Origin of the sequence: Vibrio rhodolitus (assembly GCF_003350325.1) — a bacterium.
Taxonomy (GTDB): Bacteria; Pseudomonadota; Gammaproteobacteria; order Enterobacterales; family Vibrionaceae; genus Vibrio; species Vibrio rhodolitus.
The window spans coordinates 404409-429977 of the sequence record NZ_QLYZ01000001.1; the positions used below are offsets into that span (position 1 = coordinate 404409).

Genomic DNA, 25569 nt, shown 5'->3' on the forward strand with positions numbered 1-25569 from the left:
ACGGAAATGACAAGTCCGATAACCTTTTTTGGCTATCGGACTTTTTCATTACAGCTGTTTTGTTGCCAGTACTCGCTCTACCGTATCAACAATCGCTTGTGTTTGCGGGTCTATCTCAACGTTGATCAAATCTCCCACAACTCGCTCACCAAATAAGGTGCGTTCCAGTGTTTCTGGGATCAGATGGACGTTAAACAAGTTGCCCTTAACTTCACCAATTGTTAGCGAACAGCCATCTAAGCCAATATAGCCTTTGGCAAGTACGTATTTCATTGCTTGATCTGGTAATTCAAACCACAGCGTGCGGTTATTTTCGCTGCGCACAACCTCATGCACTTTTGCCAACATAGCAATGTGACCCGACATGCTGTGTCCACCAATCTCGTCACCAAACTTTGCTGCTCGCTCAATATTGACAAAATCGCTCACTTGCAACGCGCCTAGGTTAGTCAGTCGCAATGTTTCTTGCATTAAATCGAAGCTTACCTGGTTGCCTTCAATTCTGGTGACAGTTAAACAACAACCGTTGTGAGCAACCGACGCACCAATCGCAAGATTCGCACCAAGAGCACCGTTTAGCTCAAGCGTGTGAGTTTGAAAATTCTCTTTCTTATCAATCGAAACGACTTTTGCCATCCCTGCGACAATACCCGTAAACATGGTCTCTCCTATTCGACATTTTTTGTTTTATACCCAACTGTGCCTAAACTAGCTCAAAACAAAAGACGATTCGAATAGTTTCTGTATAATGCGCTGTCTTTCGCTCCTACTGATGAAAGAAACAGTTGTACTTTTCCCTTTTTGGAGTTCCTTTTCGTGCATCGTTATAAACAAGAAGCCCATACTTTAATTAAGCTGGCAACCCCGGTACTTATTGCCTCTGTCGCTCAGACGGGCATGAGTTTTGTCGATACTGTAATGGCTGGCGGCGTAAGCGCTACCGACATGGCGGCCGTTTCAATCGCTTCAAGTATCTGGTTACCATCAATTCTGTTTGGTGTTGGCTTGCTAATGGCTCTTGTCCCTGTCGTTGCGCAATTAAACGGCTCGGGAAAGTACCAAAATATCCCTTATGAAGTGCAGCAAGGCATCTGTATGGCTTTGCTAATTTCGATCCCCATTATTGGCGTATTCTTCCAAACTCAGTACATCCTGCAAATGATGGATGTTGAGCCGACCATGGGTAACAAAACCATTGGCTACATGAATGCTGTTATGTTCGCGGTGCCTGCTTATCTGCTATTCCAAGCGCTACGTTGCTTTACCGATGGTTTATCACTAACTAAACCGGCAATGTTTATCGGCTTTATTGGTTTGCTGTGCAACATTCCACTTAACTGGATTTTTGTTTACGGCAAGTTTGGCGCTCCAGCGCTCGGTGGTGTTGGCTGTGGCGTAGCAACGGCTATTGTTTACTGGTTAATGTTCTCAATGATGCTTTTGTATGTGCTCACTGCTAAACGTGTTGCCTACGTAAAACTGTTTGCCACTTTCCACAAGCCTGAGCTAAAAGCGCAAATTCGCCTGTTCAAGTTGGGCTTCCCTGTCGCGGCAGCACTATTTTTTGAAGTAACGCTCTTTGCTGTAGTAGCACTACTTATTGCACCGCTTGGTCCAATGATTGTTGCCGCGCACCAGATCGCGATTAACTTCTCATCGCTTGTGTTTATGCTACCGATGAGTATCGGCGTTGCGACTAGTATTCGCGTTGGCTATCGCTTGGGCGAGCACGATGTCGACAAAGCGCGCGTTGCTTCTCGCGTCGGACTCTTTGTGGCACTTGGTCTGGCACTTATCACCGCGATATTTACTATCGTGATGCGTCAGCACATCGCCGAGCTTTACACCGATAACCTTGAAGTAATCAATATTGCTCTGCAATTACTCCTGCTTGCTGCGATCTATCAATGTACTGATGCGCTGCAAGTAGTGGGTGCCGCGGCTCTGCGTGGTTATAAAGATATGGCAGCGATATTTAAACGTACCTTTATCGCCTATTGGGTTATTGGTCTACCAAGCGGTTACATTCTTGGCATGACAGATTGGATTGTTGAGCCTTTAGGCGTACACGGCTTTTGGTATGGCTTCTTAACTGGCTTATCAGCAGCGGCTGTGATGTTATGTGCTCGTCTTCGCTGGATGCACAAACAACCGGAAGAGTTTCAACTTAGCTCACTAGAGCGCTAGTCAGATTTTCCAACAAAAGGTCAGCAATGCTGACCTTTTTGCTAGCAGTTGCGTAAACTATTGGTATCAATCCCAAAAACTTGCGCCTATGCGATACCTAACGTTTTTATTGCTACTTTTGACCGGATGTGGACAGTACCAGCATCCCGTTGACAATTTATTTGCTGATTACCTGTCTCGTATTGCCAATGTGCAAGATGAAAGCCCTCTTGTTTTGCCAGAAAATCAAACCGTCACACTACCTGACAAAAGAGAACTCATAATAGATATCGAGCCGGTAACCTTGGGTTTGCTAGACAGCTATGAGCTACGCAAATGCGGTTTGTTCAACCTGATTGCAGAGAAAAACTCAGTACTTGGAAAAGTGCAAGATGAGTTCCGCGAGTTTGACTTTCAAATTGCCCTTTTAAAAGGGCTAAAGCACTGCCTCACGGTTGAAGTAGTCTCACCTGAGTTAAGACAAACCCTTGCAAGCATCTATTCACAAAAACAAAGCCAGTTTGCACACTACCGAGCCAACCTGCTCTTCACCAGTGCCACCATGCGCAATCAACTGAGCAGCCAAGAATGGATCGCAATCGAAAATCAAATCACCAGTAATCAACTTCTGCGCGGCTATCACGCTTTACTCTTGGCGCAACAATTCGAACAAACAGCGGATGCTGTCACCATCACGCCGCATCAAGAGGTGTTAGATAAAAACAATGCCATGGGTCAGTTATGGTTTTCGATGCACAATGCGAACTTAAAACTGCAATTGATCACGCAACAGCTGTATAAATTTGATAGCAAGATTGTCTGCCAAGCGGGACGAGACAGCACCAAATTTCGCTATCTGAATAATGTCTTTAACCTTATCTATATTGAACAAATTCAACCTTATATTGCGCGTGTCGATGCCCATTACTTTAAGCTTGAGCCTTATATCGCGATGCTTGAAAACGCTCATCCAAACTATCGCTATCCGATAAGAGATGCTCATAATGCATTTCGCAGTGCGAGCCTAGAGCACGTTCAATATTGGCAACAGCTTTTTGAGCGTTGCGGTAAAAAAGTCTCACGTTGAGGTTAATCAACTCGAAAGCGCTCAAAGCGCGCAAACCTTGGTAAGCCGCTACTGGTTAAACCGTTGTAGCGAAAAGTCACCACACTTCCGATTGGCGGTGGTTGGATGCGTTGGCTATCGCTCAGTCCACTACCAAGATAGAATTGTTTACCGTCTCGCCACTGGACTAAAAGTGAACCCAACATGCCGGCATATTTGCCATTGCCTGTTTTATACCCAATTACGACCGCTTCATCATCTTGATGATGTTTAAGTTTTAACAGATCATGGCTACGTCCAGCGGTGTATTCGCTGTCAAACTTTCTCAGCATCAGACCTTCACCGCCATTTTGATGTACCTCATCGAGATCGGTAAAAAGCTGTGCTTGTGACGTTGTCGCAACATGTTTTATATAACCGATATGCGGCTCACTGACGCGATTGACCCAATCGCTTAGTACAGAGTAGCGCTGTCTAAAATCCCCCGCAGTCTCTGGCAAATCAAACAACATAAATTTTATTTCTCGCCAAGCAGCATCGATAGGTTTGCGATCAAGTACCGTTTGTTGCACAACATGAAAGTTACCTCTGCCCGCCCATAACTCGCCTTCCATTTTCATGTTAGGCAACGCGCGAGTAAACCAAGTTGGTGCATGGATCAACTTACCGCTACGCGTTTTCAGCTGCGTTCCATCCCAAAACGCTCGAATACCATCCAGTTTTTCACTTTGCCAGTACTGTGTAATATCGATACCTAGCTCAAAGCTTTCCGCTAAAACGACTTGTGGCGGCAGTGTGATTTCATCGATATCAGTGGCGTTTGCACCTTCAAACATGAGTAAACTCGTCGCGAGCAGCGTCAATTTGCAATGCATGGTTAACTCCAAGTCCTCTTTATACACAGAGCTAACATAACGAAAATAACCAATTAAAAAGTATGAAACTGAACTACTCAGATCCCAGTTTAGCGTTCAATCTCCGTGTTATATCCGCCTCCCAAGTTGACTCTCAAAATAAGAACTCACGATTAGGAAAATGCAAACAACCAAAAACCAAGGCTAAGTCATTGATCTTAATTAATTCTAAATTTGGCACGATTTATGGAAAAGATTTATTTTAGACAGCAGTGACCAAGGAGGTCTGCTATGTCGAGTCAGATAAAATACGCCCATATCGAAGCTATACCGAACAAGCAATCAGTCCCTCGTCTCAGCGTCGTTGGCAATTGCCAGTTAGGTATTACGATACAAAAAAGGGGAATTGTCAGAGTTAAACGTCCACGACATCTAGTCGAGAATATTGAAGACAGCGCGGTTGCTTACAGTTTCTCTGGGCTTTCGATATTGCTTGGAGGAGCTGACGATGAGTGATGTGCTGCTGTTTGCTGCCCCAAATAACCCATCGACTAATGGTTTGATCGCCATGATGAAAAGCTTGCGCGACGTAGAGCGGATCATTTGGGTAAAGCTGCACACAACACATTTTTCATCAGCATCTGATGGCACAAGAAACCTAATGTCAGCAGCCAACGCACATTCAAGTCGTGAAAAGTTTGGCAAATTAAGTGTCGATATCACTTTAGATTTACACATACCAAATACGATTGAATCAGAAAGAGCGAGATGCCATGTACAACAATCGTTGATGCGAGAGCTTGCGCCAGCACTCTCATTTTGGACAATAGAAAATCCGATCATTTGGGCTTCTGATCATCGCATGGCGGATGTATGCGCGGCACTCACGCAACGCAATCTCATCTATTACTGTGCTCAAGAATTTCCCATTGCGACCACTACCGGCCAAAGCATTGCTTTTGATCAGCACCGAAAACTGATAGAGCAAGCCGATGTCGTCTTTGCTTCACATGAGCAGCTATCACCGACCTTACCCAAGTCCAAAACATTTCTCCTAACTCAAGGGGTCGATTTAAAACTGTTTTGCACTCCAAGCACAAGAGCAACCGACTTACCAGATCGCGCACGCCCAATCGCAGGTTTCTATGGAGATTTAACCACAGAGCTCGATTACAAACTATTACTCTACACTGCTCTAAGCTCGCCTAAATGGGATTTCGTTATCATTGGAAGAAACCTCCTTGCCTATTACCCACTACCAAGACTTAACAACGTGTTCTATCTCGGGCCGAAACAGCACCACCAATTACCCCACTATAGTCAGCATTGGCAAGCGAGCCTTTTACCTATAAAAGCAAGCTATAAAACTTCAGCGAGTGTAGAAAGCAAAATATTGGAGTATCTCGCTGTTGGCGCACCTATCATATCTTCAGATAAACACTCATCTGTACGCTTTCAAAAATACATTAACTTTGTCGAATCTGCGCATGAAATGAGCGAAGCGTTAAACTACGCTGCCTATGAAAAGAAAAGTTCTGCTGACATCGTATTTAGCGACAGCTGGCAAGCAAAAGGAAGGTATGTCGAAACTATCTTGAAAACCTATTGCTCGGGAATTGCTTGACGTGACAAGCCGCACACTTTTCAGTCCGCATAGAATAAAATTCAAACAAACCGAGCATAAGACCGCCAAACGATTAAAAAACCAAGAATTTACCCTTGCGCCCTCCCAAAACTCTGGGTAATATCCATCTCGTTCTCAAGGTATGGGTCCGTAGCTCAGTTGGTTAGAGTACTACCTTGACATGGTAGGGGTCACCAGTTCGAATCTGGTCGGACCCACCATATCTTCTAGCTTGGCTAGATTTATCGAGAACAAAAAATTTGGGTCTATAGCTCAGTTGGTTAGAGTACTACCTTGACATGGTAGGGGTCGGCGATTCGAGTTCGCCTAGACCCACCAAATTAGTTCTTCGGAACAAACAACAAAGCCCGCTTTCGCGGGCTTTGTTGTTTCTATCATTTGGAAAACGGTAACATCGGTTACCGTTACCACTAAGCGCTTCTTGTTATAGCTCTCGGCGTGGACTGCAATTTAAACCCTGCTCATCAAACACGTAGCAATCTTTGCCTTCAAACCACAAACTCACTTCTTTGGTCTTGTGCCCTAGGCTGTTGTCCATACGAACAATCAAGCATTCGTCCAATTTATCGAGTTCGGTATAAAGCAAGCTTTCATTACCCAACTCTTCAACAAATTGCACTTTGACCTTTAGCCCTTGCTCTTCACGAAGCTGCACATGTTCAGGACGAATGCCGACCGTGATTTTCTCTCCTGATTTGAAAGCTCTTTGCGTGATGCCAACGTTAAACTGATATCCACTCTCAGTTTTTACTGTGTAGCCATCGTCGAGAGTTTCTATCACTTCACAAGGAATAAAGTTCATCTTAGGTGAGCCGATAAAACCAGCGACAAACAAGTTAGCAGGATTATGGTACAGCTCCATCGGCGCACCGATCTGCTCGATGTGACCACGATTAAGCACCACAATTTTATCCGCCAAGGTCATCGCCTCTACTTGATCGTGGGTAACATAAATCATGGTTGAGCCCAGTCTTTCATGCAGCTTGGAGATCTCCATGCGCATCTGTACACGCAATTTGGCATCTAAGTTTGATAGTGGTTCATCAAACAAAAATACTTGCGGCTCTTTTGCTATTGCTCGCCCTATCGCAACGCGTTGTCGTTGACCGCCCGATAGTGCTTTCGGTTTACGATCAAGTAGATGGTCAAGCTCAAGAATTTTACCAATTCGCTCAGCAACTTCATTACGTTCAGCTTTCGATTTGCCAGCTAAACGTAGGCTAAAAGTCATATTGTCACGCACACTCATATGCGGGTATAACGCATAGCTTTGGAATACCATGCCAATACCACGTTCTGCAGGTGAGAGTTTGTTTACCACTGACCCGTTAATCGAGAGATCGCCACTAGTGATCTCTTCTAAGCCCGCTATTGAGCGCAGCAAGGTCGATTTACCACAACCTGAGGGACCTACGAATACGACAAACTCACCATCATCAATCTCAAGATCGATATCATGCAGAACATGCACTTGCCCAAACTTTTTGTTGATCTGTTTTAATTCTAATTTAGCCATGATTCTGCTTATCCTTTCACACTACCAGAGGTGAGACCTGCCACGATCTTCTTCTGCATAAAGACAAATACGATAATAATTGGGGTGACATACATAACAGACATCGAAAGAGCTGATGTCCAATCGACACTGTTCGGTCCAACAAAGTTACTGATGATCACCGTTACTGGCAGAGTATCTGTTGATGACAACAAAGATTTTGAGTAGACGTACTCCCCCATCCCTTGCAAGAAGTTGAGCATTGAAATCACCAAGATGTGGTTACGACATAGCGGTAATACAATGCGGAAAAACACCCCGGCTCGGGTACAGCCATCGACTTTACCGGCGTCTTCCAATACCTTAGGAATGTTCATAAAACCAAAGCGGAACAAAATAATGCTGTAAGGGATACCTTTACTCGCACCGGCGATAATCACGCCAAGATAGGTATCGTTAAGCCCAAGTGGCAAAAACATCATGTACATCGGAGTCGACATAATCGCCGGCGGCAGAACCTGCATCAGCAGTATCACAAACAATGCAATATCCACCGCAATGTTGTTATAGCGCGACAACACATAAGCCGGTCCCACACTGAAAACCAATACGATTGCCGTCATACCAGACGCGATGATGACACTGTTGATAAAGTGACGATGTAACTCGTTATCGAGGAAAACACTCTTAAAGTTGAATTGCGGATCTTCTGGAAAAAAGGTCGGTGGAAAGGCAAATAGCTCCGCCATACCTTTAAAAGAAGAAATGTATAACCAGTAAAGTGGGAACAGATACACAAGCAGTGTCAGCACCGCAATAATGGTCAGGTTGTATTTACTTGCTTTCATCAGTCACCTACTCGATATCGTTTCGTGAACACAGAACATAGGTCACACAAGAGACCAACATGATCAGCAGGATGATCACTGAGATTGCTGCACCCTTGCCAAACTCAAATTCATTAAATGACGCAGTCCACGACCAAAGCTGCAGTACATTACTGCTGTTTGACGGACCACCTTGAGTAAGCGCCATAAACAAGTCGAACTGTTGCAAAGTGAAAATAATGCCGAGTGAAATAACCGAAATGATTGGCACCTTAATCAGCGGAACAATGATGTAGAAGAACTGCTGAAATGGATTGGCACCATCAACGTGAGCGGCTTCCAATGTCTCTTTTGATATGTCATTTAATGCCACACTCAACATGATCATATTAAAAGGGATACCCAGCCAAATGTTGGCGATAATCACACTGGTCAGTGACTTATCAAAGTCAGACAACCAGAATATCGGTTGGTCGATGATGTTAAGGCTCATCAATAGATAGTTGATGATTCCCGAATCACCTGCGAACATCCATCCCCATACGGCGCCAATAACTAATTGCGGCATAATCCAAGGCACAAGGAACAAACCGCGTATCGCATCGCTGCCAGGAAAACCTTTGAAGAAGATCATCGCGATAGCAAAGGCAATCACAAATTGGAAAAACACCGATACCAGCACAAATACGAGGGTGTTTTGTAGAATTAGCCAGAAATCAGGATCATCAAACACCACCCAAAAGTTGTCTAACCCCACGAATGGACGCGAGACATCCGCCAGTGAAAGTGGGCTCACTTCTTGGAAGCTGATAATGATGTTGTAAAGCAGTGGTAAACCGGAAAAACACAACAAGAACACCACCGGGATTGATATCAGAGCGACATCAAAATACTTGGAATCTAAAAGTTTTTTGCGGATAACATTCATAACTCTATCCTTGAGTCATGCACTGGCACCTGTAGGTGCCAGTGCTGACCTAGTTAGCTTTTCTCAATGATTTTGTTGATGCGTTTTTCTGCATTTTCCGCAGCTTTTTCAGCATCAGTACGCCCTGTTAAGATGCGCTGCGTCATATCAGATAGCACTGGTGAAATCTTGCTCCACTCAGGGTGAGGACCACGAGGTTTGGCAGATTCAAGCTGATTGCTCAGCACTTCAAATAGGACTTGATGTGTTTTGTTTTCAGAAGAGATGGTAGCCACAGGAGACATGTTGCCATACTCGTTCCATAGCTCGTCTTGGTGATCACGTATATCTTCCAGCAGAGCAAAGGCTGCTTCGATATTCTCCGCTTTGGCAGGAATCGCTGTATTGATGCCACCTAAAGCTGAAGAGCGAATGTTGTACTTTTCGTTGTAAGGCAGAACTGCTGCGCCCCACTCAAAATCTACTTGCGAAATTTCGCCAATCATCCACGGACCACCAACCAAAATTGCGGTTGTTTGCGACATAAATGGCGCAGCGGTTTGACCGGTAGATAGGCTGTCTTTAGAAACTAAGCGGTCATCGATCATGCTCTTCAAGAAGCCCAGCGACTCATCAACTTTCTGTGGCTCAAGGTTGTTCCAATCCGCACCCACCATTTGTAGCCAAGGCAGTGACTGGAATACGCCCTCTTCAGATTGCGGGAACGAGAAGCGTAAGCCATAGCGCATCTTACTGTGATCAGTGAGCTTTTCTGCATGCTCGCGCAGTTCAGTCCAAGTTTTTGGTGGCTGCTCAGGATCTAGCCCCACTTCTTTATATGCATCTTTGTTGTAGTACAGATACAAAGAGTTGGTGGTACTTGGCAGTCCGTACACTTTACCATCTAGCATGACGGTTGCTTTAGGACCTGGGAAATACTCATCCATCTTAATGTTTTCAGACTTCGCGATATAAGGGTCTAGATTGGCAAGTACACCTAAGCTGGCGAAATATTGATGGTATGGGTTGTCAATTTGCACGATATCTGGAATGTTGCGTCCAGTTGAAGCCGCTTTGAGTAGTTCATTGTTCAATTCATCAATCGAGAACAGACGAATGTTTAACTTAATATCTGGGTTGGCTTCATCAAGCTTTTCTAGTAACGGGCGTTGCTCTCGCTCAATCCACCAAACATTGAGTTCAGTTTCAGCGTAGGTATTGACTGAAAAAGTACTGGCTGCAATCAAAGTAGCAAGAACACATTTTTGTTTCACGTTATTGGATTTTTTCATTGTAATGTCTCTTATTCTGCTTATGAGTTAAGTAAGTTAGGTGCATCACCTTTAACAAACAGTGGTACCTGCTCAAGTGGTGCTGCCACTTGTACCGTTTGACCACCTTCGAATACTTCTTCAGTCCAAGCATTGCGCCATGTGGTGCCTTGAGGCAGGTAAACGCTCCACTCTCGTGCTTGATAGTCACTAACTGGCGAGACTAAGTAGTCCGGACCAAACATGTAGCTCAGAGCACTCTCGTAGGTCGTTTCATCTTGCGGGAAGTCCATAAATAGAGGGCGCATTAGCGGCTTACCGGTTGTTGCGGTCAATTCCATATGCTGATGAATATAAGGACGGAATTTCTCACGCAGCTGGATGTAATCCGTCAAAATCGTTTGCGCTTGTTCACCGAAAGACCAAATTTCATTTTCTGCCCCGCCCGTCACGCCGTGCGACACCATAGAGTTGGATAGACGGAAACCATGTAAACGGAAGATTGGTGAGAACGCGCCAAATTGGAACCAGCGCACCATCAGCTCTCTGAATTTCGGATCGTCGATATTACCGCTGTGGAAACCGCCAATATCATGGCTCCACCATGGAATACCACTCATGATCATGTTAAGACCAGCAGGAATATGGTTCTTAAGGGCTTGGAAAGTGGAAGGTACATCACCAGACCAAACCGCTGCACCATACTTTTGTGACCCTGCCCAAGCAGAGCGACATAAGTTAAGCACTTGCTCCTGACCTGCCGCTCGCATGCCATCATAGAATGCTTTTTCATGTTCACGCGGATATAGGTTGGCGACTGCCGAGCCCATACCCTGATGGAACACGATGTCAGACTTATCATTTGGATAGCACTCAGGCTCATTAGCATCGAGCCAGAAAATCTCAATGCCGTGATCGTAGTAATGTTGCTTCGCTTTGTCCCAAACAAACTGACGCGCTTCCGGATTGGTTGCATCGTAGTAAGTCACAAATACCGGCATCGGTTTTCCATCACGCATGTTGTTTTCTTCAAACGTCATACCGATTGGTAAGCCACTCACTTTTTCCAGCAACATGCCACGATCACGCATCTCTTTGTAGTTTTCACTACCTGGGTGTGTCGATGGCCAAATAGATACCATCACTTTCACTCCCATGCCATTGAGCTCTTTGACCATTGCGGTCGGATCTGGGAAGCATTTGTTATCAAAACGCCAATCACCTTGCGTATTCCACGCAAAGTAGTCGATAACGATAACCGACAGAGGCACGCCCATTTCATGGTAACGACGCGCAACATTCAGCACTTGTTCTTGTGAGGTGTAGCGCAGGCGACACTGCCAGAAACCACTTGCCCAATCAGGGAATGCAGGTGGTATACCCGTTACTTCGAAATAACGCTTCATCGCTACCGCTGGCTCTTTACAGGCAGAGATCCAGTAATCGCCTTGATGACAAGCATCTGCTACCCAACGAATTCGGTCACGTGCAAGCTCCACGCGCCCAACCCCCGGGTTATTCCATAAGAACGCATAGCCTTTGGTTGAGTAGTAAAATGGAATCGAAACAGCACTGTTTTCTTGCGAAAGATCCAACACCAGACCTTTTTGATCGAAACAGCCATTCATATGCTGTCCTAAACCAAAAATTTTCTCTTCATCATCGGTCGAAAAATACTGATTGAGGGTCACCAATCCACCCGGTGCAGGGCGAAGAACGCGATGTAGACCCGGCAAATCAACCCCGAGGTAAGCCACCTCTTTTACCAGCAATTTGCCATCAGAAACGCGGTAAAAGTGAATAAGACCACCCTTATTTACCGTGGCTTTAATATCACCATTAATAATTTCCGAATAATCGTCATAATGATGAATCGTTAAATCGCCATTATTAGATACCGCTTCTAGCGCACCAGGAAAGCCATCTTTAACCTGATTAAATCCTGTTCTAACACGAAAGCTATCCTCGCCCCACGCCTCTATTTTTAATTCTTGTTTGTTACCGCGCCAAAGCAAAGAAACCTTGTCATCAAAAATAATCCCCATTTCAATCTCCGGTATTAAAACGAACTAACTGATATTTAAATTAACAAAAGATAAGTGGTTTACCATTTACGTTTTTTCTTATCCTAGACATGAAATCAAGCAGACAAGAAGACGATCACATTATTAATTAATAAACTTCATCAAAATAAATGGTCAACCACATCACAATTACTTGTAGTAACGAATAAATATTTTTATTTGAAAATATATTTGTTAACTAAGTTCTCGAGATATTCCTGCTGACCTGACACTGGTTGAGGGTCAAGGTTGGCACTTAATGTATGGTCAGCAAGCGTCGCTAGATTAAACTCACCTTGCATAATGCGGTTGCCAAGTTGCCCGCTCCAGCCTTCATATCGTTTCGCCACGTGTTTAGCGAGCACATCTTGCTCAACCATTGCTGCTGCTTTCTCCAGTGCTAACGCCATGGTATCCATTCCACCAATATGACCATGGAAGAAGTCTTCTGCGGCAATCGACGGACGACGCAAGCGCGCATCAAAGTTCAAACCACCGGTGGTAAAGCCACCAGCTTTAAGAATTTCGTACATCACCAAGGTGTTTTCTTCGATGCTATTTGGGAATTGGTCGGTATCCCAGCCTAGCTGAGCATCACCACGGTTCGCATCTACAGAGCCAAAGATACCGAGCGAGGTGGCCGTTGCGATTTCATGGTGGAAACTGTGCCCGGCTAAGGTGGCGTGGTTAGCTTCAATATTGACCTTGATTTCATTTTCCAGACCATATTGTTTTAAGAAACCATAAACCGTTGCCGTGTCATAATCGTATTGGTGTTTGGTTGGCTCTTGTGGTTTTGGCTCGATTAAGATTGCGCCTCTAAAACCAATCTTATGCTTGTATTCAACCACCATTTGCATAAAGCGACCAAGTTGCGCGCGCTCTTGACGCAAGTCGGTGTTAAGCAGAGTTTCGTAACCTTCACGTCCGCCCCAAAGTACGTAGTTCTCACCGCCTAATCGTTTAGTCGCATTCATTGCATGAAAAACTTGGGTTGCAGCATATGCAAACACTTCAGGATTTGGGTTACTCGCAGCACCACTCATGTAACGTCGGTTAGAAAATACGTTCGCCGTACCCCAGAGCAGCTTCATGCCAGTTTCGGCTTGCTTTTGCTCAAACACATCAACCATTTGGGCGAAGTTATTGCTGTATTCCTTAATCGAATTGCCTTCAGGAGCAATGTCGGTGTCGTGGAAACAATAAAATGGGACATTCAGTTTGCTAAAGAACTCAAATGCAGCGTCGGCTTTGAGTTTTGCCATTGCCATTTGGTCGCCTTCTTGGAGCCAAGGATAAGCAAAAGTGCCTTCGCCAAACACATCTGAACCTGGCCATCTAAAGTTATGCCAATAGCATGCAGCAAACCTTAAATGGTCTTTCATAGATTTGCCCAAAATCATTTTTTCTGGGTTATAGAATTTAAAAGAAAGCGGATTTTCAGACTCTACACCTTCATATTGGATCTTATTAATACCTTTAAAATATTCACTCATTTTTATACTGTCCTAAGGTTGTCATTTTCCTTAGCAACACTATTCAACTTATTACCACAACCTCGCAATTACGATATTTAAAAGTGACTTTCACTAATTTGTTTTATGTTATTTATATCTCATATTTAATTTATCTTTGATTTATTCTCTATATAAAAACAAACAGAGGATATCCGATGAACTTTAACTTCGATGAAGTCATTCAAAGACGGGGAACAAGCAGTATTAAATGGGATTGCATGGAGCAATTTTTAACAGTATCTGGGCATGACTTGATCCCTATGTGGGTTTCCGATTATGACTTTCGTGCCCCACCAACGGTTCTTCACGCCCTACAAGAACGCGTCGAACATGGCATTTTTGGCTATTCTGAGCGTAATCAAGAGTATTATGATGCGTTTATTAATTGGTACCAAAACAAGCACAAGATTGCGATTGAGAGGCAAAGCATCGCGACGATACAAGGCGTACTGCCGGGCATCGCGCTGATATTGCAAACAATCACTGACGTCGATGATGGTGTCGTACTACAAACTCCCGGCTATGGCGCGTTTGCTAATATCGTCAATCTCAACCAAAGACAAGTGATCGGTAACCGTTTAGTGCAAACTAAAAAGGGTTATCAAATGGATTTTGACCATCTGGAGAGTTGCTTGCACGCTGGCGCGAAAGCGGTGATCTTGTGTAACCCACACAACCCGCTGGGTCGTATTTGGCAGCTAGAGGAACTAGAGCGTGTTGCACTCCTATGTGAGCGTTTTAACGCCTGGTTAATCAGCGATGAAATTTGGGGAGACCTTTGCCTCCCGGGACAGCAATATATCTCAGCGCTTAGCTTAGATGAACGTTTTCATCAGCGCCTTATCGTCGCCACCTCATCAAGTAAAACGTTCGGTCTCTCGTCACTGCGTATTTCGAATTTCGTTATCGCCAACTCACAAATCCGCGAGCAATTCACCCGTCAGATGAGCGCGCTTGGTTTAGATGTTTACAATGCGCTGGCTATGCATGCCGCAACCACCGCTTATCAAACTGGCGAACCTTGGCTCGCTGAATTGATGGAATATTTACAAGCAAACATCGACTACTTGCAGCAGCACTTAGCAACGTATCTACCACACATCCATTTTCACCCGCCGCAAGCTGGCTATCTTGTTTGGCTCGACTGCCGAGCGCTTAACTTAAGTGATGAGCAGTTACAGCAACGCTTTATCGACTGCGGTATCGTCCCATCCATGGGCAATACCTTTATTGAAGGCGGCTCGGGTTTTGTCAGGCTCAATCTCGGCTGCCCAAAAGCCACGCTCGACGTTGCCTGTCAACGCCTAACTCATGCTTTAAGCATCAAGTAAAACCATCATGCAGGGCACTTCTCAGCTTTGATGAAGTGCTCTAGGCTAAGCTTTCTACACGAATTCAAACACTCTCGTAGAAGAGCTAATCTATAACGCTTTCGGCGAGCTTACCGTTACGATACTCCTTTGGCGTCGTATCGAAGTTTTTCTTAAACACAGTGTACATATATTGTAGAGATGGGTAGCCGCACAATTCCGCAATTTCAGCAATCGGTAGAGAGGTCGAATCAAGCAACTGACAAGCCCGATTAAGCTTGGAGTTGTGGATCTCTTGATGGATAGAGTGTCCACGCTCGTCTTTAAAGCGCTGTTCCATATTAGAACGTGAAATACCAACAGCCATCAAAACTTGGTCAACCTTTATCCCGCGACAAGCATTTTGTCGAATGTAATGCATTGCTTGAATAACATAAGGATCGCGCAGTGCGTGGAAATCACTACTCTGCCTGGCAAAAACACCGGATGGCTCGACAACAATGTGACTGACCGATGGCGTTTGCTGTTTAAGGCACTTGTGTAGCAACTTCGCCGCTTCAAAGCCCATTTTTTTGCATCCTTGTCCAACCGAGCTAAGCGAAACGCGGGAAAAATACTGTGTCAGTTCTTCATTATCGATGCCAATTACCGCAATCTTATCTGGCACCAACAAATTAACGTGCTCGCACACCTGCAATATGTGCCTCGCACGCGCATCGGTCACTGCAATTACGCCGGTTGCGGAGGGTAACTTTTGCAACCAGTCAGCCAAGCGGTTCATGTCGTACTGCCAAGACATCGGCGAGGTTTCATTACCGCGATAAACAACCGCTTTGTAGCCCGCTTTTTGTACAATATCTAAAAATGCCATTTCTCGCTCATGCGCCCAGCGTTTTGCCGACGATTGTGGCAAACCATAAAAGGCAAAACTCTCAATCCCCTTGCCTCTCAAGTGCTCAAATGCCTGGTTGACGAGTTGGTAGTTATCTGTTGCAACATAAGGAAACGGCGGATAATCCTCAGTGTTACGATAAGATCCGCCCACCCCAACTACAGGAATATTCAACTCACGGAGGAAAGCCTCAATTTCTGGATTATCCATGTCAGCGATGACGCCATCGCCCATCCAATGCTTAATGTTTTCCAGACGGGTTAAAAAGTCTTCCTCTAGAAAGACGTCCCAATCGCATTGCGTGGCTTGAAGGTACTCGCCAATGCCTTTGATCACCTCTCGGTCATAGACTTTGTTCGCATTAAACAACAGTGTAATTCGGTATCGCTTAGGTACATTCTGGAACATCAAATAACCACATAAGATTCAATGAATTGGCATACTATCATTTGACTCTCTCAGGCTATGTGACCTTTCACACAATGATGAAATACACAAATCCGAGTGTGAAAAAACATAATTGTGCTTACGATATTTGAGTATGACTATAAGCAGAGTTACGTACTGTATGCACATCTAGGGGACAATTATGTATCTCGGCATTGACTTAGGCACTTCCGGTATTAAAGCCGTCCTAATGACGGAGCAAGGGCATATTATCGCGAGTAAAACTGCCTCTCTCACCATTTCTCGCCCTAAAGAACTTTGGTCAGAACAAGATCCGCAAGAGTGGTGGCAAGCCACCTTACAAGTGATTGAACAACTTGCCAGTCAGCACACGATGAGCGAAGTAAAAGCGATTGGGCTCTCTGGGCAAATGCATGGCGCAGTAACTCTGACAAGCAATGGCGACATTATTCGTCCAGCCATATTATGGAATGACGGTCGCTGCCAAGCAGAGTGCCATGAGCTCGAGGAGATGGTCCCTACCAGTCGCGGTATCACTGGCAATATTATGATGCCGGGTTTTACCGCACCGAAAGTAAAGTGGCTGCAGCATCACGAACCAGAAAACTTTGCCAAAATCGCCATGGTACTACTGCCAAAAGACTACCTTCGTTTTCGCTTAACCGGTGACTATGCGTCAGATCTTTCCGATTCTGCAGGCACCATGTGGTTAGACGTTGCTAAACGCGATTGGAGCGACGAAATACTTGCGGCATGTGGGTTATCTCGCGTCAACATGCCCAAACTGTATGAAGGCAACCAAGTTACCGGTTATTTAACACTAGAGCTCGCCAAACATTTGGGAATGGCGCAAGTTCCTGTTGTTGCCGGTGCTGGTGATAACGCTGCAGGCGCAATCGGCATGGGGATCATCAAATCAGGTCAGGCAATGCTCTCATTGGGTACTTCTGGTGTCTATTTTGCTGTCAACAACCAATACTCAGCCAACCCCGAATCTGCGCTGCACAGTTTCTGCCATGCATTGCCAAATAGCTGGCATTTGATGTCGGTAATTTTGAGTGCGGCATCGTGCCTAGATTGGGTGGCAAAACTGACTCACTACGACAACGTCGCAGTCATGCTGGAGGATGTTGAAGCTCACGGTCAGTTCAACGAAAAGCTGGTGTTTTTGCCCTACCTATCTGGTGAGCGAACGCCGCACAACAACCCCAATGCTAAAGGGGTGTTCTTTGGTATGAGCCATGAAACGTCACGTGCCGATTTGGTGCTCGCGGTACTAGAGGGGGTGAGCTTTGCCTTTAAAGATGGCTTTGCCGCGATGGATCAAGCCGAGCTAGATACAGACGAAATCACTCTAATTGGCGGCGGCGCGAAAAGCGTGTTTTGGCGACAAATGCTCGCCAATATCACCGCAGCCACCCTAACCTACCGTGAAGGCGGTGATGTCGGTCCGGCTTTAGGCGCAGCAAGGCTCGCACAAGTTGGCGTTCACCCCGAAGCCAGCTTAGATGAGATATGCCCAAAACCGGAACTGCTGCAAATTCATAAGCCTGATGAAAAAACTTACCCAAGGTATCAAGCTAAATATCAACTATATCAACAACTTTATCAGCGCCTTCACGACATAATGTGATAGCTAGATTCTAAATCATTGCTCCAAAGTGTTCACAGCAACCATTTTGACGGGCTGTGAACACTTCCCGCCTAATATCAAGCATGAAAAATCCCTATATTTCAGAGCTCTAGATTTGATTCTCATTTTGAGAATGAGGTTGTTTCATTATAAGAACTAGCAAAAATACAAGCTTAAACCACTGTTTTATAAGAAAAATAAATATTGGCACGTTACATGAATTGTCCTTGAAAAACCGAGGAGTACGATCATGGAACTACACAAAATCGAAACCAATGGCGAGACACTAACACTCATCATCAATGGCGATCTGGATGCAGCAGGGAGCCGCAGCGCGCAACCTCAAATCGACGATGTAATTGCAAATCAAAGCCATAACGAAGTGAAAGTCGACTTTAGAAACGTCCAATTTCTTGATCCATCCGGTGTTGGTGCACTAGTTTATTTATATAAGAGACTAGTTGAAAAGCAACGCAGCATGAGAATCGAACACGTCACTGGGCAACCTTTAGAAATCATTAGCCTACTACGTATTGATCAAGCGATTCCCGTGAACTCTCATGATTCATAACTATAAAAGGCAGTCAGCATGGTTGGTGACCCCAAATTACAGGAATATGGACATACACAAGCTCAAAAACTAAACATTACCCAAGCACCATTATTTGGCTCAATGTCGTTTTTGAGCATATTGATTCTCGTTTTTGTACTGCAAGGTTGTACAAGTTATCCGCCTGAAGGTCGTGGTGGTCTTGCCGAGCAGCATATTGACAATAGTTTCGCGCCCGTGATGCCAGATGAGCCGCTCGGTCCTGAACACGGATTGCGCTTTGACTGGCAATTAACCAAACTTCACTTAGATTCATTGATCCGTGAGGGTGCACGCTGGTGCTTCCCTGCTGCAGTTGTGCAAGCTTTGGAAAAACAAAATCGCATTGCGCGCGAACTAGATGGTGGTCTTCTGCTCGATGCCGCCAACGATTTAGTCATTCAGCGTAAGCGACTTGGTGAGCTTGAACGTCAACTTGATTATGTTACCTCGCAAGCCAATTGCGTTCCGCCGTTAAACGAAAACTCCTTCCGCGCGCAACTCGCTGTAGTCGATCAACTGTTCGACTTACTCAATGTTGATAATCAGTTTGCCTTTAACTCAACTGAGGTAAATCCAAAGTATATGGGGCATTTAGCGCGAGCGGCTAATATCTTGCGTGATAATCCTTCGCTAAACCTGTCGATAACTGGTCATGCTGATGCGCAAGGCGACCCTCAATACAACCAAAAGCTCGCCATGGGACGAGCCAAACAAGTGCAGCGCTATTTGATCATTTTCGGTCTAGAGCCCAATCGCATGACTACCCAGTCTTTGGGTGATTCGCTGCCACTTTACGAGGGGGTTAGTGATGGCGTTAGGCTAACCAATCGCCGCGTCAGCATTGAAGTTATTGCAACCGAAGAGTTTGCCGAGCAAAGACTGCAAGGAGGCTATCATGACAATAATTAAACGCTTGCTGTTAATCATGTTTCTCGCGTTTTCATCGTCCGCCTTTGCGACTCAAGAAGCGATCGAGGCAGAACGTGTGCAAATCGGCGACCTGATTCAGATTAACCTACCCGGCGAAGAGAGCCTCAACCGCGGTTTTCAAGTTGATAAACGCGGACGAATCGAACTGCCCGAAGTCGGCACCATTTACGTTGCGGGTTACTCCGAAGAGCAGCTCAGCGAAGCTGTACTCGCAGCGCTTAAAGCCGTTTTTCGCGATCTCTCATCAGCCTCGGTTTACATCGCCGAGCAGCAGCTTTTCATCTCAGTACAGGGTTATGTAGACTCACCCGGTGAATATACTCTGCCGAAAAGTGCAAATATCCAAACCGCGCTGCATGCCGCCGGAGGCTTACGCTCTGGTGCCCAGCTTAATAATATGATGGTCAAGCGCGGCAACGAAAAAATCCCATTTAACTACAAAGCATTTTTAGACAGTGGTGACGAAGCCTTGTTACCGGAGCTGCGCTCTCTCGACAGTATCTTTGTTCCTGCCTCTCCTTTAGTTGGCAATATCGAGCAGCAATTTGACGCAGCAAAACAAGCCAATGCTGGTGATAGTGCTGACAGTCGCACCGCAATCAAAGTGTTTGGTGAGGTCAACGCGCCCGGCTCATTTACCTACAAACCTGATGCAAACTTAGTGGATATCATCATGCGCGCTGGCGGCGTTACTCGTTACGCTTCTGTTGAGCAAATCCGCGTGATCAGTAATAACATGCCTAAACTGTTTAACCTAAAACGCTACTTAGACTCTGGCGATGTTAGCCTGCTGCCACCTCTTTCCGAAGGCACCACGATTTTTGTTCCCAAACAAGAAGAAGAGATCCGTGCCGGTGGCAATGTGGTGTACATCATGGGTGAAGTAGCCAGCCCAGGCGCTTATGAAGGCAGCCAAGGCGCCTCATTCATGGATATTCTGGCTAATGCTGGTGGTCCGACGCGTTATGCAGAATCGCGCCAAATACGTTTAATCAAAGCCAACGGCTCCGTGGTTAAGTTTGACTTAACCGCGTACACCGAAGGATTAACCGGCACAAAACCACCACGCATCGCCTCGGGAGATGCCATCTTTGTCCCAGAAAAAACCGATTTTAACGAAAAATCATGGCTGAAAATTGCTCCAGATCGTGCGGTAAAAGTGATTGGCGAAGTGATCCGCCCTGGACGAGTCGAATGGTCAGATGAAATGGATTTTATGGATTTACTTGCCCATGTTGGTGGTCCAAGTCTGCGCGCCGATACAACTAAAATTGAAGTAGTTAATGGCAGCGGCAAGCTCATCACTTTCAATCTTGATGAGTTTATCCGAAACGGTGCTCCGCCAAGCGAATTACCCCCTGTCGCCGCTGGCACGATTATTCGCGTCCATGATCTGCCGCAAGATCCGTCAGACAACAAGTCTCAATGGGTTCGTCAAAGCTCGGATGCCTCAATCTACGTGTTTGGTCAGGTCAATGCACCCGGTCGCTATCGATTTACTGAAGACATGCACTTTCTCGACATTCTCTCTGCTGCTGACGGTCCAACCAAAGAAGCCGATATTCATAACATACGAGTGACTCATCGCGACAAGAGCTATGCGCAAGTCAGCAAGCTTAATCTCTCACTCTACTTTGAAACCGGCGATGAATCTTTGCTACCAAAAGTGACGATGGGCGACACAATTTATATCCCAGAAAAAGATAAAATCTGGTTAGACCGCTCGAAAGAATCCACGGTGCGAATTTTGGGGGCGATTAACAAGCCGGGCCGCTATGTGTTCAACGACAACATGACAATTTTAGATATCATGGCCGAAGCTGGCGGTCCTAGTGACAACGCTTATGTAGAAAAAATCACGGTGGTCAATATGTCCTGTTGCCAAGGGCAAGCTCGCACCTTCGATTTGGTTGAATTTAGTAAGTCGGCCAACATCTATCAACTGCCCGTATTAAGAGCTGGAGATACTATCTACATCCCAGATCGCCGAGATAGCTTCTTAGAAAAAGCGCGCGTCGGATTGGAAGATATCCTGCGCTTAACAACCACGATTGTTCTGATTGGAGCCTTGTGATGATCCCTGCAACTCTCAATGAAATCGAACAAATATTCCTTGCCGCAGAAGCTAAACAAGCGCGCTCACTATGCGTCACCAGCAGTCATTCAGGTGACGGTGTCACCTCTACAGCGACCGCACTAGCAGAGCGTTTCTTATTGGCAGGATTCTCGACTCTGCTCGTTGACCTTAATTTGTTTAAGCCCGGATACGACGTCATCAGTCAGTTTGATAACACAGACAAACAGAGTGAGCCAAAAAGCATCCAATGGCTGCAGCCAAAGCTGGGCGAGCAACTTTTTACAGGCATCACCTTACCCAATCACCCAACAGTGATGGTTAACTTTCGTAACCCAAACTACTTGAAACAACAGATTGAGAATTGGCTTGAGCAATTTGACCGAGTAGTGATTGATACCTCTCCATTGCTACAAAATAACCGAGGCAACATCCCTGCTCAAAGTGTCGCTAGTGCCTGCCAATACACGGTGCTCGTGGTACTCGGCGGAGAAACCAGCCAAGGCAGCCTGCTCGCTTCTCACGAGCTTTTACAACGTGCAGAAGCCAAAGTATTGGGTGTCGTTCTCAATAATATGACTCAGCGTTCTCTGGGTGAAGAAATAGTGCGCGAGCTCAATCGTTGCCAATTTATTCCCAGTAAGCTGCGCCACAAGCTCACTAAACGCTTACTCAACAATGAGTGGCTATCTCATATCGCATAGCTTGGTAAGACTAAACTAACGATCAACAACACAATTAGAGCTTTTGACTACAACTACCTGAATAAACTAATCTATTCTTAATTCATAGCGAAGACGAAAGTGAGTTGGGATAAAGATCAAGGAGGACACTGTGGACATTGAACTTGTTGATGAAGCGATTATCCAACAAATGATTGAAGACACCGATAGCGAAGTGATGCCAATGTTAATTGACCATTACATTGAAGAAACTCGTCACCGAACCGATCTACTTGATCAAGCATTTACTGATAAAGACTTCGAGGTGATTAAATTTGAAAGTCATACTCTAGGCAGTACCTCGCTTGCCCTAGGTAACCGTGTGTTATCAAGTTTAGCGCGCAAGATCGAACATTTATGCGTCACCGAACAACTAGAAACAGTATTGACCTATCACCAAGAACTTTTGCAGGTTGTAAAACACTCAATTGAGGCATTACAACATCGCAAAGAAATGGGATTTAGCTAAAAACAAAAACAACGCGACAACGTCATACAAGGATGTATCTAATGAAACCTAAAGTGCTTCTGATAGAAGATTCAACGTCACTGGCAATACTGTACAAACAGTATGTCAAAGATGAGCCTTATGATCTTTTTCATGTTGAGACCGGGCAGGAAGCAAAAGCGTTTATCGAACGTAACATGCCGGAACTGGTGATATTAGATCTAAAATTGCCCGATATGGATGGCGAAGAAATCCTCGATTGGATTGTGGAAAACCAATTGAGCACTTCAGTGATTGTTGCGACTGCGCATGGCTCAGTCAATGTTGCGGTTCAACTCCTGCAAAAAGGTGCCAAAGACTTTCTCGAAAAGCCCATCAAGTCTGACCGATTAAAAACCTCGATCAATTTGCACCTCCAGCGAACCAAGCTTGAGAACCTTGTTGATGATATGCAGAACAAGTTTGACCGCCAACGTTTCCGTGGATTTATCGGCGGCAGCATTGCGATGCAAGGTTTATACAAAATTATCGACTCGGTGGCACCTACCTCAGCCAGTGTGTTTATTATTGGTGAGAGTGGTACAGGTAAAGAAGTGTGTGCCAATGCCATTCATAAAGAGAGCCGCAGAGGTGATAAACCTTTTGTCGCGATTAACTGTGGCGCAATCCCGAAAGATTTAATGGAAAGTGAGATTTTTGGGCATGTCAAAGGCGCATTTACTGGCGCAACCACCGATCGTAAAGGTGCAGCAAGCCAAGCCGATGGCGGCACCCTATTCCTTGATGAGCTGTGTGAGATGGACTTAGAGATGCAGAAAAAGCTTCTGCGTTTTTTGCAAACAGGCACCTTCACACCACTTGGCGCATCCAAAGAACAAAAGGTTGATATTCGTATCATTTGCGCCACCAACCGAGACCCACTACAAGAAGTCGAAGAAGGACGTTTTAGAGAAGATCTCTACTACCGCGTTCATGTTGTTCCAATCGAAATGCCGCCACTGCGTGAACGAGGCAACGACATCACTGTTTTGGCCAAACACTTCTTGCAGCAATATGCCAAGGAGGATGGTAAGTCATTCCGCACCATCGCCAAAGATGCAGAGAGCTTACTCAAACGCTATAACTGGCCCGGTAATGTTCGTCAGTTGCAAAATATCATTCGCAACATCGTGGTCCTTAATGAAGACAGTAAACTAAAAGCAGAACATTTACCTGCTCAAGTAACGCAGCAGCGAACAGCTAAAAGAGCAACAGCTGCACAGCAAACCCAGCCATCAATGGGAACAGTTGGTCACGTATCGAAATCCTCGATAGCCGCAAGTAGTGAATTGGCAGCAAGCAATGAAGTGAATAATGCTTCAACCAATCAGGAAAACCATACTGAGACTGGTCAATTAGCAGCAACTCCATTAGCTACCAACCCTGCTGCAACCAGTAAAGATGTCGTCATTCGCCCAATGTGGCAAATCGAAAGAGAAGCCATTCAACAAGCCATCGAATACTGTGACGGCAACGTGATCAACGCGGCAGTACTACTAGAACTTAGCCCTTCGACCGTGTACCGCAAAAAGCAGGCTTGGGAAGCCGAAGATGAGCAAAACTTCGTGCAATGAGATTTGGCTTATCATTGATAGCAGGCAGTTTGGCGGCATAGAAACGTATGTCGCCCAACTCGCCACTGGCTTGCTTGTTCACCAGCAACCAACCCGCGTGTTATTGATAACTCCTTACCAACCAGAAACACCACTACGCGAAAAGCTCGATCAACTCGCGATTCCCTTTCAATATCTCGCAGAAAACAGCTCACAAGCACTTAGCAAGCTTATCTCGCTGATTAGAAGTGAAAAGCCACTCGCTCTTCATGCTCACGGTTATAAAGCGAACCTGTTAAGTAAGTGTGCCAAGTTAGCAACGGGAGTGCCGCTTATTTCCACTTTTCATGCCGGCGAAACACCAACGGGCAAGGTAAAGCTTTACGACTGGTTAGATAGAATAACCGCCGCCGTTGCAAACCATGCCATTGTGGTCAGTCACGCGATTGGTAAAAAATTGCCAAGCGCATCTATCTATCTGGAAAACTTTATCGACACTCGCAATATCGCCTCATCAGGCGGCGAGCAACTCGCTTTTGTTGGTCGTTTAAGCCCGGAAAAAGCACCCGAACGATTTATAGCTCTCGCGAGTAAATTTCCACATCAAAGCTTTCATCTTTATGGCACCGGTCCTCTGGCAGAGAGCCTAGCCAAAGAGGGTTCGTCTAATGTTCAGTTTCACGGTCATCAAAAAGAGATGAATAGGTGTTGGTCAAAAATTTCGGTCTTGGTTATTTGCTCTCATTTTGAAGGGTTACCCATGGTCGCTTTGGAGGCTATGGCAAGAGGCATTGTTGTCATAGCCACCAATGTTGGTGAACTACCACAACTTATTCGCCATCAAGAAAATGGCTTTATTGCGCAAAATGAATCTGAATTAGCGACCTGCCTTGACGACTGGTTAAACCTTCCAATCGAGCAACAGAGCTTAATCCGCCAACAAGCCGCTCAAACCATCCACCAGCACTATTCTCAACAAGCGATTATTCCCAAAATGCTAAAGATATATGGTGTCTCTTAGCTTCATTGTGCTTCTCATTTTGAGAAAATTACTCACAACAAGATTTACTTCATAAAAATCATACAATTAAAACCAAGCAACAACTGGCACTACGCTTGCAAACCTTGATGCATATACTCCAACGCTCAAAAGGCTA

Annotated in this window: 22 protein-coding genes and 2 tRNA genes; 15 read left to right on the top strand and 9 right to left on the bottom strand. The window is 45.3% G+C overall.

Features of this window, described 5'->3' with window-relative positions; genetic code table 11:
* Positions 1-48: 48 nt before the first annotated feature.
* A complete protein-coding gene (locus tag DPF93_RS01795; protein WP_114764497.1) occupies positions 49-660 on the bottom strand; it encodes a riboflavin synthase subunit alpha in 612 nt (203 codons plus the stop codon).
* Positions 661-816: 156 nt separating this feature from the next.
* On the opposite strand from DPF93_RS01795, the gene DPF93_RS01800 reads away from it, so the two are divergent.
* Together DPF93_RS01800 and DPF93_RS01805 are read left to right on the top strand one after the other, a co-directional pair.
* On the top strand, positions 817-2187 hold the full coding sequence (locus DPF93_RS01800; RefSeq protein ID WP_114764498.1) for an MATE family efflux transporter: 1371 nt from the start codon (positions 817-819) through the stop codon (positions 2185-2187).
* An 88-nt stretch (positions 2188-2275) separates the two neighbouring features.
* A complete protein-coding gene (locus DPF93_RS01805; RefSeq protein ID WP_114764499.1) occupies positions 2276-3253 on the top strand; it encodes a DUF3080 domain-containing protein in 978 nt (325 codons plus the stop codon).
* Between the two features lie 2 nt (positions 3254-3255).
* Here DPF93_RS01805 and DPF93_RS01810 read toward each other — a convergent pair whose 3' ends face one another.
* On the bottom strand, positions 3256-4107 hold the full coding sequence (locus DPF93_RS01810) for a DNA ligase (RefSeq protein ID WP_114764500.1): 852 nt from the start codon (positions 4105-4107) through the stop codon (positions 3256-3258).
* A 270-nt stretch (positions 4108-4377) separates the two neighbouring features.
* On the opposite strand from DPF93_RS01810, the gene DPF93_RS01815 reads away from it, so the two are divergent.
* The 4 genes from DPF93_RS01815 to DPF93_RS01830 all read left to right on the top strand — a co-directional run bounded on the left by DPF93_RS01815 (position 4378) and on the right by DPF93_RS01830 (position 6049).
* Positions 4378-4602, top strand: coding sequence for a hypothetical protein (locus DPF93_RS01815; protein ID WP_114764501.1), 225 nt, complete (start codon positions 4378-4380; stop codon positions 4600-4602).
* Positions 4595-5710 carry a glycosyltransferase family protein gene (locus DPF93_RS01820; protein ID WP_114764502.1) on the top strand — a complete coding sequence of 372 codons (1116 nt, stop codon included), beginning with the start codon at positions 4595-4597 and terminating at the stop codon, positions 5708-5710. The genes DPF93_RS01815 and DPF93_RS01820 overlap by 8 nt, the downstream gene beginning before the upstream one ends.
* Before the next feature lie 144 nt (positions 5711-5854).
* A tRNA-Val gene (locus DPF93_RS01825) sits at positions 5855-5931 on the top strand.
* Positions 5932-5972: 41 nt separating this feature from the next.
* A tRNA-Val gene (locus DPF93_RS01830) sits at positions 5973-6049 on the top strand.
* Between the two features lie 106 nt (positions 6050-6155).
* On the opposite strand, the gene DPF93_RS01835 is transcribed toward DPF93_RS01830, so the two are convergent.
* The 6 genes from DPF93_RS01835 to xylA form a co-directional block, all read right to left on the bottom strand.
* Positions 6156-7247: an ABC transporter ATP-binding protein gene (locus DPF93_RS01835; RefSeq protein ID WP_114764503.1), complete on the bottom strand. Its 1092-nt coding sequence runs from the start codon at positions 7245-7247 to the stop codon at positions 6156-6158.
* 8 nt (positions 7248-7255) lie between these two features.
* The gene (locus DPF93_RS01840; protein ID WP_114764504.1) at positions 7256-8074 is read right to left on the bottom strand and encodes a carbohydrate ABC transporter permease; all 819 of its coding nucleotides are present in this window, start codon (positions 8072-8074) and stop codon (positions 7256-7258) included.
* Positions 8075-8081: 7 nt separating this feature from the next.
* On the bottom strand, positions 8082-8981 hold the full coding sequence (locus DPF93_RS01845; RefSeq protein ID WP_114764505.1) for a carbohydrate ABC transporter permease: 900 nt from the start codon (positions 8979-8981) through the stop codon (positions 8082-8084).
* Between the two features lie 53 nt (positions 8982-9034).
* The gene (locus tag DPF93_RS01850) at positions 9035-10252 is read right to left on the bottom strand and encodes an ABC transporter substrate-binding protein (RefSeq protein WP_114764506.1); all 1218 of its coding nucleotides are present in this window, start codon (positions 10250-10252) and stop codon (positions 9035-9037) included.
* Between the two features lie 20 nt (positions 10253-10272).
* Complete coding sequence (locus tag DPF93_RS01855) at positions 10273-12276, bottom strand: glycoside hydrolase family 31 protein (protein WP_114764507.1); 2004 nt, start codon at positions 12274-12276, stop codon at positions 10273-10275.
* A 194-nt stretch (positions 12277-12470) separates the two neighbouring features.
* Positions 12471-13790 (bottom strand): xylose isomerase, encoded by a 1320-nt coding sequence (gene xylA, locus DPF93_RS01860; RefSeq protein ID WP_114764508.1) that lies wholly within the window; start codon positions 13788-13790, stop codon positions 12471-12473.
* 176 nt (positions 13791-13966) lie between these two features.
* Between xylA and DPF93_RS01865 the strand changes: the two genes are divergently transcribed.
* Positions 13967-15142 (top strand): MalY/PatB family protein, encoded by a 1176-nt coding sequence (locus tag DPF93_RS01865; RefSeq protein WP_114764509.1) that lies wholly within the window; start codon positions 13967-13969, stop codon positions 15140-15142.
* Positions 15143-15227: 85 nt separating this feature from the next.
* On the opposite strand, the gene DPF93_RS01870 is transcribed toward DPF93_RS01865, so the two are convergent.
* A complete protein-coding gene (locus DPF93_RS01870; RefSeq protein ID WP_114764510.1) occupies positions 15228-16421 on the bottom strand; it encodes a XylR family transcriptional regulator in 1194 nt (397 codons plus the stop codon).
* Between the two features lie 181 nt (positions 16422-16602).
* Here DPF93_RS01870 and xylB point away from each other — a divergent pair, with 181 nt between their 5' ends.
* The 8 genes from xylB to DPF93_RS01910 all read left to right on the top strand — a co-directional run bounded on the left by xylB (position 16603) and on the right by DPF93_RS01910 (position 25433).
* Positions 16603-18054: a xylulokinase gene (xylB, locus tag DPF93_RS01875; protein WP_114764511.1), complete on the top strand. Its 1452-nt coding sequence runs from the start codon at positions 16603-16605 to the stop codon at positions 18052-18054.
* A gap of 250 nt (positions 18055-18304) precedes the next feature.
* Positions 18305-18625, top strand: coding sequence for an STAS domain-containing protein (locus DPF93_RS01880; RefSeq protein WP_114764512.1), 321 nt, complete (start codon positions 18305-18307; stop codon positions 18623-18625).
* Between the two features lie 102 nt (positions 18626-18727).
* The gene (locus DPF93_RS01885) at positions 18728-19555 is read left to right on the top strand and encodes an OmpA family protein (protein WP_114764563.1); all 828 of its coding nucleotides are present in this window, start codon (positions 18728-18730) and stop codon (positions 19553-19555) included.
* A gap of 16 nt (positions 19556-19571) precedes the next feature.
* Positions 19572-21650 carry an SLBB domain-containing protein gene (locus DPF93_RS01890; protein WP_425275271.1) on the top strand — a complete coding sequence of 693 codons (2079 nt, stop codon included), beginning with the start codon at positions 19572-19574 and terminating at the stop codon, positions 21648-21650.
* The gene (locus DPF93_RS01895; RefSeq protein WP_114764514.1) at positions 21650-22354 is read left to right on the top strand and encodes a P-loop NTPase family protein; all 705 of its coding nucleotides are present in this window, start codon (positions 21650-21652) and stop codon (positions 22352-22354) included. The genes DPF93_RS01890 and DPF93_RS01895 overlap by 1 nt, the downstream gene beginning before the upstream one ends.
* Positions 22355-22484: 130 nt before the next feature.
* Positions 22485-22841 carry an Hpt domain-containing protein gene (locus DPF93_RS01900; protein WP_244204655.1) on the top strand — a complete coding sequence of 119 codons (357 nt, stop codon included), beginning with the start codon at positions 22485-22487 and terminating at the stop codon, positions 22839-22841.
* A gap of 41 nt (positions 22842-22882) precedes the next feature.
* On the top strand, positions 22883-24433 hold the full coding sequence (locus tag DPF93_RS01905) for a sigma-54-dependent transcriptional regulator (RefSeq protein WP_114764515.1): 1551 nt from the start codon (positions 22883-22885) through the stop codon (positions 24431-24433).
* Positions 24411-25433 (top strand): glycosyltransferase family 4 protein, encoded by a 1023-nt coding sequence (locus DPF93_RS01910; RefSeq protein ID WP_114764516.1) that lies wholly within the window; start codon positions 24411-24413, stop codon positions 25431-25433. The genes DPF93_RS01905 and DPF93_RS01910 overlap by 23 nt, the downstream gene beginning before the upstream one ends.
* The last annotated feature ends 136 nt before the right edge of the window (positions 25434-25569 follow it).